This is a genomic window from Prauserella marina, assembly GCF_002240355.1.
Taxonomy (GTDB): Bacteria; Actinomycetota; Actinomycetes; order Mycobacteriales; family Pseudonocardiaceae; genus Prauserella_A; species Prauserella_A marina.
In genome coordinates, this window is record NZ_CP016353.1 from 4,626,975 (window position 1) to 4,640,514 (window position 13,540).

Consider the following 13,540-nt stretch of genomic DNA (forward strand, 5'->3'; position numbering starts at 1 on the left):
CTGACCGCGAACTCGCTACTTCACCCCGGCCGCGTCCATGCCCCGCAGCTCCTTCTTCAGCTCCGAGATCTCGTCCCTGAGCCGGGCGGCGAGCTCGAACTGCAAATCGCGGGCCGCTTGCATCATCTGATCCGTCATCTGCTGAATGAGGTCGGCAAGCTCAGCCCTCGGCATCGACGTGACATCCCGATCGGCGAGGAAGCCCGAACTGCGGACCTTGTCCCCCTGCTCCGGCTTCTTCCCGCGCGAGGCGTTGCGCCCCGAACCGCCGACCGCGATCTCCCCCTCGGAGTCTTCCGCCTCGGTGTAGACCCGGTCGAGAATGTCGGCGATCTTCTTGCGCAGCGGCTGGGGATCCAGGCCGCGCTCGGTGTTGTAAGCGACCTGCTTCTCGCGCCTGCGATTGGTCTCGTCGATCGCGTACTTCATCGAGTCGGTGATCTTGTCGGCGTACATGTGCACCTGGCCGGACACGTTGCGCGCCGCCCTGCCGATGGTCTGGATCAGCGATGTCCCGCTGCGGAGGAACCCTTCCTTGTCGGCGTCGAGGATCGCCACGAGCGACACCTCGGGCAGATCCAGCCCCTCCCTGAGCAGGTTGATGCCGACCAGCACGTCGAAATCGCCCGACCTGAGCTGGCGCAGCAGCTCCACCCTGCGCAGCGTGTCGACCTCCGAGTGCAGATACCGCACCCTGATACCCAGTTCCAGCAGGTAGTCGGTGAGGTCCTCGGCCATCTTCTTGGTCAGCGTGGTGACGAGAACCCGTTCGTCCCGCTCGGCGCGGGTGCGGATCTCGTGCACCAGATCGTCGATCTGCCCCTCGGTGGGTTTGACGACCACCTCGGGATCGACCAGCCCGGTTGGCCTGATGACCTGCTCGACGAACTCGCCGCCAGCCTGCCCCATCTCGTAGGGCCCCGGCGTCGCGGAAAGGTACACCGTCTGTCCGATACGGTCGGAGAACTCCTCCCACGTCAACGGCCGGTTGTCCAGCGCGCTCGGCAGCCGGAAACCGTGTTCGACCAGTGTCCGCTTGCGCGAGGCGTCGCCCTCGTACATGCCGCCGATCTGGGGCACTGTCTGGTGCGACTCGTCGATGACGAGCAGGAAGTCCTCCGGGAAATAGTCGATGAGCGTCGCGGGCGCCGAGCCCTGGGCTCGCTCGTCGATGTGCCGTGAGTAGTTCTCGATACCGGAGGCAAAGCCGACCTGCCGCATCATCTCGATGTCGTAGGTGGTGCGCATGCGCAACCGCTGCGCTTCGAGCAGCTTGCCCTGCTGCTCCAGCTTCTCCAGCTGCTCCGCCAGCTCCTGCTCGATGCTGTGGATGGCGCGTTCCATCCGCTCCGGCCCCGCCACATAGTGGGTGGCGGGGAAGATCCGCACGTCGCTGACCTCGCTGACGATGTCGCCGGTCAGCGGGTGCAGGTAGTACAGCTTGTCGATCTCGTCGCCGAAGAACTCGACCCTGATCGCGAGCTCCTCGTACGCGGGAATGATCTCCACCGTGTCACCACGCACCCGGAAGGTTCCCCTGGCGAAGGAGACGTCGTTGCGCGCGTACTGCACGTCGACCAGCGCCCTGAGGAACGTGTCGCGGTCGACCTCCTCGCCGACGACCAGCTTCGCCGACCGGTCGAGGTAGGACTGCGGGGTGCCGAGCCCGTAAATGCAGGAGACGCTCGCGACCACGATCACGTCCCTGCGGGAAAGCAGGTTCATGGTGGCCGAGTGCCGCAACCGCTCGACGTCGTCGTTGATCGACGAGTCCTTCTCGATGTAGGTGTCGGTTTGCGGGACGTAGGCCTCTGGCTGGTAGTAGTCGTAGTAGCTGACGAAGTACTCGACCGCGTTGTGCGGGAACAGTTCGCGCAGCTCGTTGGCCAGCTGGGCGGCGAGGGTCTTGTTGGGCGCCATCACCAGCGTCGGCCGCTGCACTCGCTCGATCAGCCAGGCCGTTGTCGCCGACTTGCCCGTGCCGGTGGCGCCGAGCAGCACGACGTCCTTCTCCCCGGAGGTGAGCCGCCGCTCCAGCTCCGCGATGGCCGCGGGCTGGTCGCCGGAAGGCTTGTAGTCACTGACCACCTCGAACCGGCCGTCCGCCCTCGGAATGTCGGCGACGGGCCGGAACTCGGAATGTGCCAGCACGGGGTGTTCGGTTGCGAAAGCCACGGGATCCAGGGTAAGCGCCCCCACCGACAAAACCGGATCGCGCCCGGTCGTCAGGGGGAAGCGGGCAGCATCCCGAGCGCACCGCTCCGCGCGGCGGAGACGGCGAGACACGCGTCGCAGGGCATACCGCACAGAGTTCGCAGCAACTCCGCCTTGCCCTGAGGAATCCGCTCGCCGCAGTAGGCGGTCAGCGTCTCGGGAATCGGGCCCGAACCGGGAACGGGGACCACGTGGCACACGCGCCTCGTCTCGCCGACGGTGCCTCTGCGCATGCGGACGACCATCACCGTTTCACCCGGCTCAGCCATCCTTGACCCCATAATCGTGAGCCTATTAGCCGATTGTCAGAAACGCTTCGTGTTCACCGGCCAATGATTGCCGAGAGTACTGGTCCGAGGGACCGAAAAACAGCTACGCGCGAGCCAGGACGGCAGGGCCGAGCAGGTGGCACAGGTTCAGCGCCAGTTCGACGTCGAGCCGGTTGTCGGTGACCGGCCTCGTGAGCAATTCCTCGGCTTTGCGCACGCGGTACTGCACGGAGTTCTTGTGCATCGTGAGCTTCGCGGCCGCGGCGGTGTAACTACCGCCCGTGGCGAGAAAGACCCGCAGCGTGGCCCTGAGCCGTTCGTGCGCCTCGTCGTCGATGGCGAGATCGCCGAGCGTGTCCTCGACCCAGGTTCTCGCCGCGCCGACGTCGGCGCTCATCAGCGCCAGCCCTCCGACGTCGCGAAAGTTGAGCGCCCGCTCTCCGCCCTTTCCCGCCGCCAGTGCCAGCGTGTACACCCGCTGCGCCTGCCGGTGACTGCGCCGGAAGCCGGAAAGTCCTCGTCCCGGCTCGCCGAGCGCGAGCCGGACCTCGGGATCGCAATCGGCGAGCACCTGCTCGACGAAGGCCGCGTCCAGCACGGTGTTCTCGCGCTCGCCACCCACCGCCTTAGCTGGCCCCGTGACGGGCAACCACAGCCACGCGCACAGTTCGTCGTGCGGCACGAACAGCGGCCCCGGCTCCGTCCAGTCGGCACCGAGCCTCGCCGCGAGCGCTTCGAGGCCGGCCAGCGGATCGGCTGGCCGCTCTTCCTGGACGTACCACGCGATCAGCGCGAGATGGGTGCCCCGCAGCCGGTAGCCGAGCGCGGCCTCGCTCGCGTCGATGTCGACGACCGCGTCCTCCAGCAGCGCGCGCACGCGCGCCGTGCGCACCGCGCTGCGGTTGTGCTGCCACCGACCGCGCTCGTCCTCGTAGGCCGACACGACCTGCTGGGTGACCTTGTCGATGAAGGCGAACGCGGTGGCCAGCGCCCTGCGCATCACCTCGCCCAGCATCCGCGGATCGTCGAGTTGCCTCGTCGCCTCTGCCAGAGCCTGGTCGAGGACGGCGGTCTGGCCGAGGTAGTAGGCCCTGATCAGGTCGATGACCGGGGTTCCCCGCTGGGCGAGCCTTCGCGCGTATTCGAGCGCCGCGGTGGGAGCCTCCACCCTGCTGGGCTCGATGCCGTGCTGGAAGGCGCGCAAGGCGGTGTCGATGTTCTGATAGATACCGGCCGCGAGCAGGCTGACCATGCTCTCGGTGTCGTTGATCAGGTGCGGCAGTTCCGCCTCGTAGAGCGTGACCAGGTCGGTGGTCAACTCGTTCGCGCGGTCGCCGAGCGCACCCGCGACCCTGGAGAGGCTGTCCGGAAGACCGGCTCCTTCTGGCACCCTCCCACTCTAGGATGTGACATTCACGACGGTTGCGTAAACCCCGCAAGATGGCATCATGACCGCCCATCCGCCGAAGCGCGAGATCTTCGACGTTCCGTCAGCGACCAACACCGACCCGAAAGGCATCGTCCGCGCCGTCGACGAGTACCGCACCACCCCGTTCGGCCTCTACCTCGCGCGACCGGCTCCCGGCAGGACACAGTTCCATTTCCTGGAGTCGTGGCTCCTTCCGGCACTGGGGCTGCGGATCACCGATTTCTGGTTCACCGAGGGGCATGAGCGCGATCAGGACTTCTATCTCGACGTGGTGAGCGTGACCACCGAGAACGGCACCTGGACGGTCACCGACCTCTACCTCGACCTCGTGCTGCGCTGCGGTCGCGGCGTCGAGGTCATCGACACCGACGAACTCGTCGCCGCCGCGTGCGAGGGACTGGTCACGAGGCAACAGGCGGAATGGGCGTTCGAACGCGTCTACGCGACCGTCGACGCGCTGGCCTACCACCACTACGACCTCGCGGCCTGGATGTCCACTGTGGACATCGAGCTGAGCTGGCTGCGACATCCGGCGCACCCCCATCCACCGATCGGTTGACCCGCGCGATCCTGGCGGTGGACCCGTTGTCTGGCCAGCGAGGCGATCCGGCCAGCGCGTGAACCGGCGATGCTTTCCGGCATGCCCATCATCGATGTGCGGAAACTGCACAAACGCTACGGCGACAAGGTCGCGGTCAACGACGTGTCGTTCACCGTCGAACGCGGCGAGATCTTCGGCATCCTCGGCCCGAACGGCGCGGGTAAGACCACGACGGTGGAATGCATCGAGGGACTGCGCCGGCCCGACGGCGGAGAAGTCACCGTGCTCGGCCTCGATCCGTTACGCGACACGCTCGAACTGCGCAAGCGGCTGGGTGTCCAGCTCCAGGAGAGCGAGCTTCCGGAACGCATCAAGGTCGGCGAGGCGCTGGAGTTGTACGCGTCCTTCTACACCGACCCCTCCGATCCCGATGAACTGCTCGACCTGCTCGGGCTCACCGACAAACGCGGCACCGCGTACAAAAAACTGTCGGGAGGCCAGAAACAACGGCTGTCGATCGCGCTGTCGCTCATCGGCAACCCCGAGGTCGCGGTACTCGACGAGCTGACGACCGGGCTCGACCCCCAGGCCCGCCGCGAGGTGTGGAGCCTCATCGAAAGCATCCGCGATCGAGGCGTGACGATACTGCTCGTCACCCACTTCATGGAGGAGGCCGAACGGCTCTGCGACCGTCTCGCGCTGATCGATCAGGGCGAGGTCGTCGCCGTCGACACCCCTGCCGGACTCGTCGAGGGCGTCGACGACGAGCAACGCATCCGGTTCCGGCCGTCCGAACCGGTCGCCGATCACGTGTTCACCGAACTGCCCGAGGTACGCGCGGTGGAACGGCAGGGAACGCGGATCGTGGTCACCGGGACGGGAAACGTGCTCTACGCCGTGGCTTCCGTACTCGCCCGCAAACAGATCATCGCGAAGGAATTGCGCGTCGACCAGGCAAGTCTCGACGACGCCTTCGTCGCGCTCACCGGCAGGAAACTGGACTGAAAGGCAGGCGTCGTGTCCGCACTCCGCACTCTCACCGCGGTCGAGGCGAAACTCTTCCTCCGCGATCCCAGCGCTCCCATCACGGTTCTCGGCATCCCGATCGCCTTGCTCGTGGTATTCGCCTTGATTCCCGCCGCGAGCGAACCCAGCGCCGAGTTCGGCGGCAATTCGGTGCTGGCGAACATCATCGCCCCGCTCGCCGTCGCGATCCTCGTCGCGATGCTCGCGCTGACGATCTTTCCGACCATTCTGTCGACCTATCGCGAGAAAGGCGTACTGCGGCGCATCGCCGCGAGCCCCGTTCCGCCGAGGACGGTGCTCGTGGCGCAACTCGTCGTCAACGTGGTCTCTGCCTTCGTCGTCGTGCTGCTCGTTGTCGTCGCCGGTACGCTCGTGATCGGCATGGAGGCCCCAGGTAACCCAGCGGGGCTGGCACTGTCCGCCGCGCTCGGTATCGCCGCCCTGTTCTCGATGGGCCTGCTGGTGGCCGCGCTGGCCCCGACGGGAAGGGCGGCGGGAGCCATCGGTTCGGCCGCGTTCTTCCCGATGCTGGCACTCGGCGGGGTGTGGGTACCCAAGGAAAACCTTCCCGCTTTCCTCCAGCACGTCGCCGACCTGCTGCCCATGGGCGCGATGTACAACGCGCTGCGGGAAACCTGGGCGGGCGCGGCTCCTCAGGCGCTGCAGCTCGTCGCGATGGCGGTGTTCACCGTCGTCTGTCTCGTTCTCTCGGCCCGGTTTTTCCGCTGGCAGTGAACGATGGAGGCTCAGGTCGCGGATAATGCACGGGTGACATCGGATTGCGGAGCACGGCCTGCCGAGTTGTTCCTGACGGTCGGTGCCGATTCCCGGTGGCGGCGCCTTTTCGACGTGCTACAGCGGTGGTTGCCGATACTGCTGCTCGGGTTCGCCACCGTATCGAACCTCGCTCTCGAAGGGCAGACCTGGGGGCACCGGTGGGAAACGCTTGGCCTTGTCGCGATAGCCGCCGTGCTCGTCCTGCTCACCGACACGTTCGTCCCTGACTCGTGGCGGCATCCGCTGGTGTCGGCCTGTTCCTTCACGGTGCTGCTCGCCTCGGCATCGGTGCTGATGCACCGCGACCTGATCTTCCTCGCCTTCATGATCACCGGATTTTTCCGGGCGATCACGCTGCGCCCCCGCTGGGTCATGCTGCTCGGTCTCGTGGCCACCTCGATGCTGATCAACGGAATCGGTTCCGGCGGTGTACTCGCCGCGCTGAGTGACTGGCCCTACACCTACCTGCTGATCGTGGTGGTGCAGTCGGGGGCCATCGCGGGTGGTTACCTGATGGCCGAACGAGTCGTCCTGCAGAACGAACAGCGGCGCGAGGCGCTGGCCGAACTTGAGTCGGCCCTGGAGGAGAACGCGGGGCTGCACCAGCAACTGCTCGCCCAGGCGCGAGAAGCGGGCGTACTCGACGAACGGCAACGGCTGAGCAGGGAAATCCACGACACCCTCGCACAGGGGTTCACCGGGATCATCACGCAGTTGCAGGCGGCGCAGGAATCGGGAGCCGATCCCGCCGAGCGGCAGCGGCATCTCGCCGCGGCCTCCGCGCTGGCCAGGGAGAACCTCGACGAGGCACGGCGCGCGGTGCACGCGCTGAGTCCAGAGGCACTCGAAGGCAAAGGCTTGCCCGACGCGCTGGCCGGTATCGTCTCGCGCTGGTCGGAAAGGGTCGGCGTGCCCGCCGAGTTCACCACCACCGGAGCGGCGAGGTCGATGCACCCCGAGATCGAGGCGACTCTCCTTCGCATCACTCAGGAGGCGCTGACCAACGTCGCCAAACACGCTGAGGCACACAGGGTGGGACTCACCCTGTCCTATATGGAGGATCAGGTGACGCTCGACGTCAGGGACGACGGCAGGGGCTTCGACCCACAACGGGCACGGACCTCGGACTACGCGGGGTTCGGACTCGCCGGAATGCGGCACCGGCTTCGCAGACTCGCGGGCACACTCGCCGTCGAGACCGAACCCGGCGGGGGAACCGCCGTCTCCGCGAGCCTTCCCGCCGTGGCCGCGCCGGGGCTCGGCAGATGATCAGCCTCCTCGTCGTCGACGACCATCCCATCGTGAGGGACGGGCTGCGCGGGATCTTCACGGCGGAACACGGCTTCGCCGTCGTCGGCGAGGCGGGTGACGGCGTCGAGGCGGTCGCGCTGGCGCAGCGAGCCCGGCCGGACGTAGTGCTGATGGACCTGCGTATGCCGGGCATGGGAGGCGTGGCTGCCATCGGCGAACTCGCCAGGCTCGGCAACCCGGCCCGCGTGCTGGTACTCACCACCTACGACACCGATTCCGACGTGCTTCCCGCGATCGAAGCAGGCGCGACCGGCTACCTGCTCAAGGACTCTCCGAGAGAAGAGCTGTTCAGGGCGGTGCGCGCGGCGGCGCGCGGCGAGGCCGTGTTGTCGCCGGCCGTGGCCAGCAGACTCATCGGCAGGGTGCGGGCTCCGGCCGAGGAACCGTTGAGCAGGCGGGAAATCGAGGTTCTCGGACTCGTCGCGAACGGCTGCACCAACAAGGAGGCGGCCCGTGGACTGTTCATCAGCGAGGCGACGGTCAAAACCCATCTCCTGCACGCCTACGCCAAACTCGGCGTGAAGGACAGGGCGGCGGCGGTGGCCGTCGCCTACCAGCGCGGGCTGCTCTGAGCGGTGACTACCCGCCGGCGGCCCGCACGGTGACGTCCGCACCGCGTTCGGCGAGCCATGCCCGCAACGCCTCGGCGGCGAGTTCGCGCTCGCCGCCGCCGTCGACAACCATGGCGGGGCCGACGACGCTGCCGTTCATGCCGGTCACGTCCGTGCTGTCGTCGAGCCGTCCCCCGAGGTGGGTGGACCGGCAGGTGGTGTCCGCGAGGCACGCCAGCCGCAGATCGCAGTCGGCGATCCGCGCGAAGGACAGATCGGCTCCCCGCAGATCGGCGCCGCGCAGATCGACCTCGAACAGCGAGGTCTTACCGAGGTCGGCTCCCCGCAGCAACGCGTGCGCGGCGGTCCCGGTGTCCAGTTCGGCCTTCCGCAGGCAGGCGCCGGTCAGGTCCGCACGGGTGAGGTCCGCGCCCCACAACTGCCCGGCGGCGAGGTTGGCACCCGTGAGCACGACCGCGGACAGATTCGCCTCCCGCAGTTCGGCCGCGACGAGGTCGGCCCCGCTCAGGTCGGCTCCCCGGAAATCGACGCCGATTCCCTCCAGCAATTCGCCGGACAGCCATTCCCGCAACCGGAGCACCGCCTCGGGATCAGCGGGCAGCGTCACCACCCGCCTGCGGGCGGCGGAGGGTCCGGGAGGCTCAGGGGTAGAAGACAATGTCGTCCGTCCAGTTGTTCGCGGTGATCCGGCGCATCAGGTCGTCGAGCGCTGCCTGGTCGGCGTACGTGGTGTCGATGACCGGTACGTCGCCAACGGCAAGTATCTGCCTGATCTTGGCTTCGAACTTGGCGGGGCTCGCGTGGTAGCCGCCGGGGAACGGTCTCGACGTCTTCTTGATCCACTTCGGATAGCGGGTCACGACGCCTTTGAGCTCGTAGGTGGTGGCGACTCTGTTCCGCTCGCCGATGGTCACGAAGTCGCCGCTGGTGTTGGGCCGGGGCCGTTCGAGCGGTCCGCCGATCGCGCCGTCGGTCAGCAGGCCCAGCGCGACGTCGACCTCGGCGTCGGTCCTCGGCGACGTCGAGTATCCGGTGTCGGGGTCCATCCGCAACAGGTCGAAGAGTTCCTGGTTCTCGGCGCGAAGGCGGAGCTGGTATGCCTCCAGGTCGGCGAATTCCTGCTCGGTCAGTTCCGGGTGGGGCTGATGCCGGTCGGCGGGCCTTCGCGGCAACGGCGCCGCCGTCGTGCCCTGCTCCCCGGTGGTGACCGTCGCCTCGGCGGGGTCGGCCGAGGCGGGCGGTGGTTCGGGGGCGGCCAGCGCGGCCAGCGCCTCCGCGCTGAGCGAATAGCCGTCGGGGTTCGCCCCGCCGGGCTCGGCGCCCGCGCTCGCGTCGTTGACGAGCACCAGCTCGTCGATGACGGGCTTGCCTTGCTCGTCCAGCACGACGTCGCGCAGTGTCGAGCCTTCGACCTCGGCGGTACCGAGGAGGTGGGTGAGCTGTCCCAGCGTCGCGGACTGGAGCCCGTCACCGGCCGGTTCGAGGTAGACCTCGACCACCTTCGCGTAACCGGGAGGCGCCTTGTTTCCGGTGCCTCCGGTCAGTTTCTCGACGCCACGCTGCACGGCGCGCAGCAGTTCGCCAGCCCGCGCGGGTGAGCGCGGCAACAGGTCGAGCGCGGGCGCCGGTACCGCTTCGATGCCGTAAGCGCGTTTCTGGGCGGTGTCGAGCAGGTCGGCGCGGTAGCTGCCGGTGACCTCCTTGCCGTCGGCGCCTTCCACGGTCAGTTCGGCGGGATCGGCCAGTACGACGGTGCCCTTGTCCTTCGGCTCCGTGCGCTCCGCCGCGAGTGCTGCCGCCCTTTCCAGCAGGTGCACGGCCGCGGCCTTCGCCGGATCGGTGGCCGACGGCGCGTCACCGGACAACGCGTCGACGACCCGCGAGACGTTGTGGTCGGCGGAATCGGCGGGGCCAGCCACTCCTGGCGAGGTGACGAGCCGGTGGACCGGTCCGAGCACACCGGCCTCCGACGCGGTGCGCACCGTCCGCGCGGCACTCGCGTTCGCGGAAAGGTTCTCGGTGTCGGTGCCGCGAGTCAGGTCGTCGAGTACGCGAAGGACCTCGGGGCCGTACACGGACGGCGCGCCCACCGGGTTGTTGACGTCGATTCCGCGCTCACCGAGGCGTTTCGGCACCTCGGTGTTCTTGCCCATCCGCGAGGTGACCTGGACGATCCCGGTGATGTTGATCATGACGGAGCCACCGGCGGGAGCGGTGTTGGGAACGCTGAACGGCACGACGGTCGAGCCGCCAGGGGCCAGCGACACGGGTGCCGACGTCGACGCGCCGTTGCTCGAACTGAGCAGAACCGTTCCCTCGCCCGCTTCCCCTCCGACGTTGGTCACGGTCATCGGAGCCGAGCACACCGGGATGTCCACGCAGGGCGGCCAGGTTCCCGCCGTGACCACGAACGAGGCCGGACTTCCCGCGATGGCCGGAGGTTCGGCCGCCTCCTTGGCCTCGGGCGCGGTCTCGCTCAGTTCTTTCGCCGAGTCCCGCGCGGCGGAAGGCGTCGCCTTGGACGTGGACAGATCGACGTAGGGATAGCCTCCGGTCGCGCTGGGCGGCGCGGGCTGCCGCCCTGGCGCGCCCGATGCCCCGCCTCCCCCTCCGCTGATCGGGCCCGCGATGCCGAGCAGCCGCACGTCACCGGTCGGCGCGTCCCGTGAGACATACACGGTCGCACCGGACTCCGTCGTCAGTGCCAGCGCGGGCATTCCGCCGTCGCCGATCGCGGGCCGCGACGTCCAGAATCTCGGTTCTCCCGCCGAGAGCACCGTGTCGGCGAGACCGCGTCCCGACAACGCGTGCAGCACGGCCAGCGGGAGCCCCATGTCGTCGTGGGCTTTCAGCCAGACGCCGGTCCCCGCCATCGTGTAGCCGGGTAGCTGGTTGAGCCACCACTGCCGGTTCGCCCTGACCTTCACCGTCCCTTCGGCGGCGACGTAATGCGCGGAGCCGCCGCCGCTGTCGGTCACGTGCGCGTTGACCGTGCCCTCGGCGTCGGTGACGGCGGTGAGGGAAAGCCCGCTTCCCCGCCCGAGTTCGACCCTTCCCGACACGGCGAGTTCGTCGAGTTCCCTGAGTTCGGCCAGCGCTTGCTCCCCCATCGCCGCCGCGCCGACCGGGCGGGCCGCGCCGGCGACATCATGGGGAAGCGCAACGGAAAGGCCGACGACGAGCGCGAAAGCGAGCAGCGGCGCGCCGAGGAGGATCAGCAGTCGCCGTCTCGAACGAGCGGGCCGGGAGGAAATCGCGGGCGAGCGATCAGTAGTCCGAGGGGAATCGTCCGTGGAATCGTCTGTACACGGCTCTGCCACGAGCACTGTGACGCGCGCCGCCCACCGCCGGTTCCCCGGTTTTCAACGGAAGGTCACCGATTTTCCACCCGCGGTGACCGGTCATCTCGGGTCGCGGTACATCGCCCAGGTCAGCGGGCCACCCTCGGGGAGTTTCACCTCGGCGGTCACCTCGAAGCCCAGCTTGCGGTAGAGCATGACGTTGGCGGGCAGCGATGTTTCCAGGTAGGCGGTCGCCCGCTGCTCGTCGGCGGCGAGCAGGCCCGGTTCGATCACGGCCTTGCCGAGGCCGCGGCCCTGCGTTTCCGGCCGGACGCCTACGCTGCCGAGGAACCACGCCGGGGTCGTCGGCCGGTGCGGTTGCAACGCGGCCTCGGTGGCACCGGCGATCGCCACCCTGTCCCCCGCGATGTCGGCCAGTTCACCGGCGATGCCCGCGAACGCCTCGGCGATGCCGTCCGACGACGCGGGCGTCGTCCAGACCGCGACCGCGTCGACCGAGTCAGGGTCGCCGCCTTCCGCCGCCGCGACCCACACCTGCCCGTGCGCCAGTCCGATATCGCTCAGGAACAACCGGTTCGACCTCGCGAGCCTGCCGAGGTGATCGTCGGAGGCGATGATGTGCCGGGTGAAGGGATAGTCGGCGAACGCGGCCGTCAGTGTGGCTACGGCGGGTTCGATGTCGGCTGTGGTCGCGGTGCGAGTCGTGTGAGGCATCGCCTCCGACATTAGCGAATCGGCCAGGGCTCAAGCGGCCCAGGCTCGCGTCGTCACGGCGCCCAGCCGGTGTCAGCCGCCCATTGCTCGGCACGCTTGAACCCCTCGTCGACCCATGCCTGCTTTTCCTCGGCATAGCCGTCGACGGTGCCATCGCCCGAGTGCTTGCGAGCGAGTTCGAGTTTCACGGCAAGGTAGGCGTCCCGCTCGCCAGGGCTTGCCCGCAACCAGTCGCGAAACAGCAGGGCCAGCCGCCACGCGGGTCCTTCCGCCGTCCTCACGTGCAGATTGGCGGGCCTGGCAGGGTCGGCGCCGAAGTGGAATCGCTTGTCCCACAGGCGAGGGTCGCTTTGGTCTTGAGGGACGTCGAACCAGTGGCCGTCGGCTCTCACGAACCCGGCCTGAGTCAGGGCGTCGCCGATCGCGTCCGCGTCGTCCAATGTGGGCACGACGAGCTGGAGATCGAGTACGTCCTTCGCGGCGAGTCCCGGTACCGCGGTCGATCCGATGTGGTCGGTCCGGACGGCCACATCACCTGCCGCGGCGCGGATCCGCTCAAGCGCGCGGCCTGCCTGCGACGGCCACGTCTCGTCGTAGTCGGCGATCAGCGGGGAACGCGGCGCGCGAGAACGTCGAAGCCGGATCGTCGCCTCGAACGGAACGAGCCGGTCGGCCCACAACCGGTCGACCTCGGCGAGCACGATGTCGGGAGAACCGGTGTTGTCGAGCCACACATCGGCCGCCGCCCGCCGCTGCCGCTCGTCCGCCTGCGCGGAGATCCTGGCGCGCGCGTCGTCCTCGCTCATGCCGCGGTGCTCGACCAGCCTGCGAAGCCTGACCTCCTCGTCCGCGTCCACCACGATCACGAGGTGGTAGCCCGCGCCGAGCCCGCCCTCCACGAGCAGCGGAATGTCGTGCACGACGATGGCGTCGTCGGCGGCCGCCTCCAGCAACTCCCGGGTACGGGCGCCGATCCTGGGGTGAGTGATCGCGTTGAGCCGCTGCCGGGACTCCTCGTCGCGGAAGGCTCGTGCCGCGAGCGCCGCCCTGTCCAGAGCGCCGTCAGGAGTGACGATGTCCGCCCCGAACGCGGCGGCGAGTTCGGCAAGCCCCTCCGTTCCCGGCTCGACGACCTCCCGCGCGATTCGATCGGAATCGATCAGCACCGCGCCGTGTTCGGCCAGCCGAGCGGCGACCGTTGACTTTCCGGCACCGATTCCCCCGGTCAATCCCACTCGAAGCATGGCGGTATTCAATCAGTTCGGTGGTGAGACGCTGACGCTGAGCCATCAACCACAACGTGTTGCAACTGGTTAGAGTGACACGCCGAGTGGGTCTACCGATTCTTTCCGCTGGTGGCGTACGGTGCGGGCCAAGACATCGCC

The 13,540-nt window shown here is 68.3% G+C and carries 12 protein-coding genes; 5 read left to right on the plus strand and 7 right to left on the minus strand.

All coding sequences use genetic code 11. The features are described from left to right. Window positions 1-15: 15 nt before the first annotated feature. The 3 genes from uvrB to BAY61_RS21705 form a co-directional block, all read right to left on the minus strand. On the minus strand, window positions 16-2,175 hold the full coding sequence (gene uvrB / locus BAY61_RS21695; RefSeq protein ID WP_091809782.1) for an excinuclease ABC subunit UvrB: 2,160 nt from the start codon (window positions 2,173-2,175) through the stop codon (window positions 16-18). Between the two features lie 50 nt (window positions 2,176-2,225). Further along, window positions 2,226-2,483, minus strand: coding sequence for a hypothetical protein (locus tag BAY61_RS21700; RefSeq protein WP_245865321.1), 258 nt, complete (start codon window positions 2,481-2,483; stop codon window positions 2,226-2,228). A 103-nt stretch (window positions 2,484-2,586) separates the two neighbouring features. Next, window positions 2,587-3,873 (minus strand): PucR family transcriptional regulator, encoded by a 1,287-nt coding sequence (locus BAY61_RS21705; protein ID WP_091809778.1) that lies wholly within the window; start codon window positions 3,871-3,873, stop codon window positions 2,587-2,589. Between the two features lie 58 nt (window positions 3,874-3,931). On the opposite strand from BAY61_RS21705, the gene BAY61_RS21710 reads away from it, so the two are divergent. From BAY61_RS21710 to BAY61_RS21730, 5 genes are all read left to right on the plus strand, one after another. Then, a complete protein-coding gene (locus BAY61_RS21710) occupies window positions 3,932-4,471 on the plus strand; it encodes a ribonuclease FAU-1 family protein (protein ID WP_091809777.1) in 540 nt (179 codons plus the stop codon). 81 nt (window positions 4,472-4,552) lie between these two features. Next, complete coding sequence (locus BAY61_RS21715) at window positions 4,553-5,458, plus strand: ABC transporter ATP-binding protein (protein ID WP_091809904.1); 906 nt, start codon at window positions 4,553-4,555, stop codon at window positions 5,456-5,458. Window positions 5,459-5,470: 12 nt separating this feature from the next. Continuing rightward, window positions 5,471-6,214, plus strand: a complete 744-nt coding sequence (locus BAY61_RS21720; protein ID WP_091809776.1) for an ABC transporter permease — start codon at window positions 5,471-5,473, stop codon at window positions 6,212-6,214. A 33-nt stretch (window positions 6,215-6,247) separates the two neighbouring features. Continuing rightward, entirely contained in the window at window positions 6,248-7,525 is a 1,278-nt protein-coding gene (locus tag BAY61_RS21725; RefSeq protein WP_245865324.1) for a sensor histidine kinase, read from the plus strand. Continuing rightward, entirely contained in the window at window positions 7,522-8,139 is a 618-nt protein-coding gene (locus tag BAY61_RS21730; protein WP_091809772.1) for a response regulator, read from the plus strand. The genes BAY61_RS21725 and BAY61_RS21730 overlap by 4 nt, the downstream gene beginning before the upstream one ends. Before the next feature lie 7 nt (window positions 8,140-8,146). Here the strand turns inward: BAY61_RS21730 and BAY61_RS21735 are convergent, their stop codons facing one another. From BAY61_RS21735 to coaE, 4 genes are all read right to left on the minus strand, one after another. Beyond that, the gene (locus BAY61_RS21735) at window positions 8,147-8,746 is read right to left on the minus strand and encodes a pentapeptide repeat-containing protein (RefSeq protein WP_170140300.1); all 600 of its coding nucleotides are present in this window, start codon (window positions 8,744-8,746) and stop codon (window positions 8,147-8,149) included. Window positions 8,747-8,780: 34 nt separating this feature from the next. Next, window positions 8,781-11,459, minus strand: coding sequence for a hypothetical protein (locus BAY61_RS21740; RefSeq protein WP_143021455.1), 2,679 nt, complete (start codon window positions 11,457-11,459; stop codon window positions 8,781-8,783). Between the two features lie 81 nt (window positions 11,460-11,540). After that, window positions 11,541-12,155: a GNAT family N-acetyltransferase gene (locus BAY61_RS21745; RefSeq protein ID WP_211323634.1), complete on the minus strand. Its 615-nt coding sequence runs from the start codon at window positions 12,153-12,155 to the stop codon at window positions 11,541-11,543. Window positions 12,156-12,208: 53 nt separating this feature from the next. Beyond that, on the minus strand, window positions 12,209-13,399 hold the full coding sequence (gene coaE / locus BAY61_RS21750; protein WP_091809766.1) for a dephospho-CoA kinase: 1,191 nt from the start codon (window positions 13,397-13,399) through the stop codon (window positions 12,209-12,211). Between the last annotated feature and the right edge of the window lie 141 nt (window positions 13,400-13,540).

Excerpts from the sequence above, each read along its gene's own strand:
- BAY61_RS21745 (WP_211323634.1), bottom strand. The coding sequence starts at position 12,155 with ATGCCTCACACGACTCGCACCGCGACCACAGCCGACATCGAACCCGCC.
- coaE (WP_091809766.1), bottom strand. The coding sequence starts at position 13,399 with ATGCTTCGAGTGGGATTGACCGGGGGAATCGGTGCCGGAAAGTCAACG.
- BAY61_RS21715 (WP_091809904.1), top strand. The coding sequence starts at position 4,553 with ATGCCCATCATCGATGTGCGGAAACTGCACAAACGCTACGGCGACAAG.
- BAY61_RS21730 (WP_091809772.1), top strand. The coding sequence starts at position 7,522 with ATGATCAGCCTCCTCGTCGTCGACGACCATCCCATCGTGAGGGACGGG.
- BAY61_RS21700 (WP_245865321.1), bottom strand. The coding sequence starts at position 2,483 with ATGGCTGAGCCGGGTGAAACGGTGATGGTCGTCCGCATGCGCAGAGGC.
- BAY61_RS21710 (WP_091809777.1), top strand. The coding sequence starts at position 3,932 with ATGACCGCCCATCCGCCGAAGCGCGAGATCTTCGACGTTCCGTCAGCG.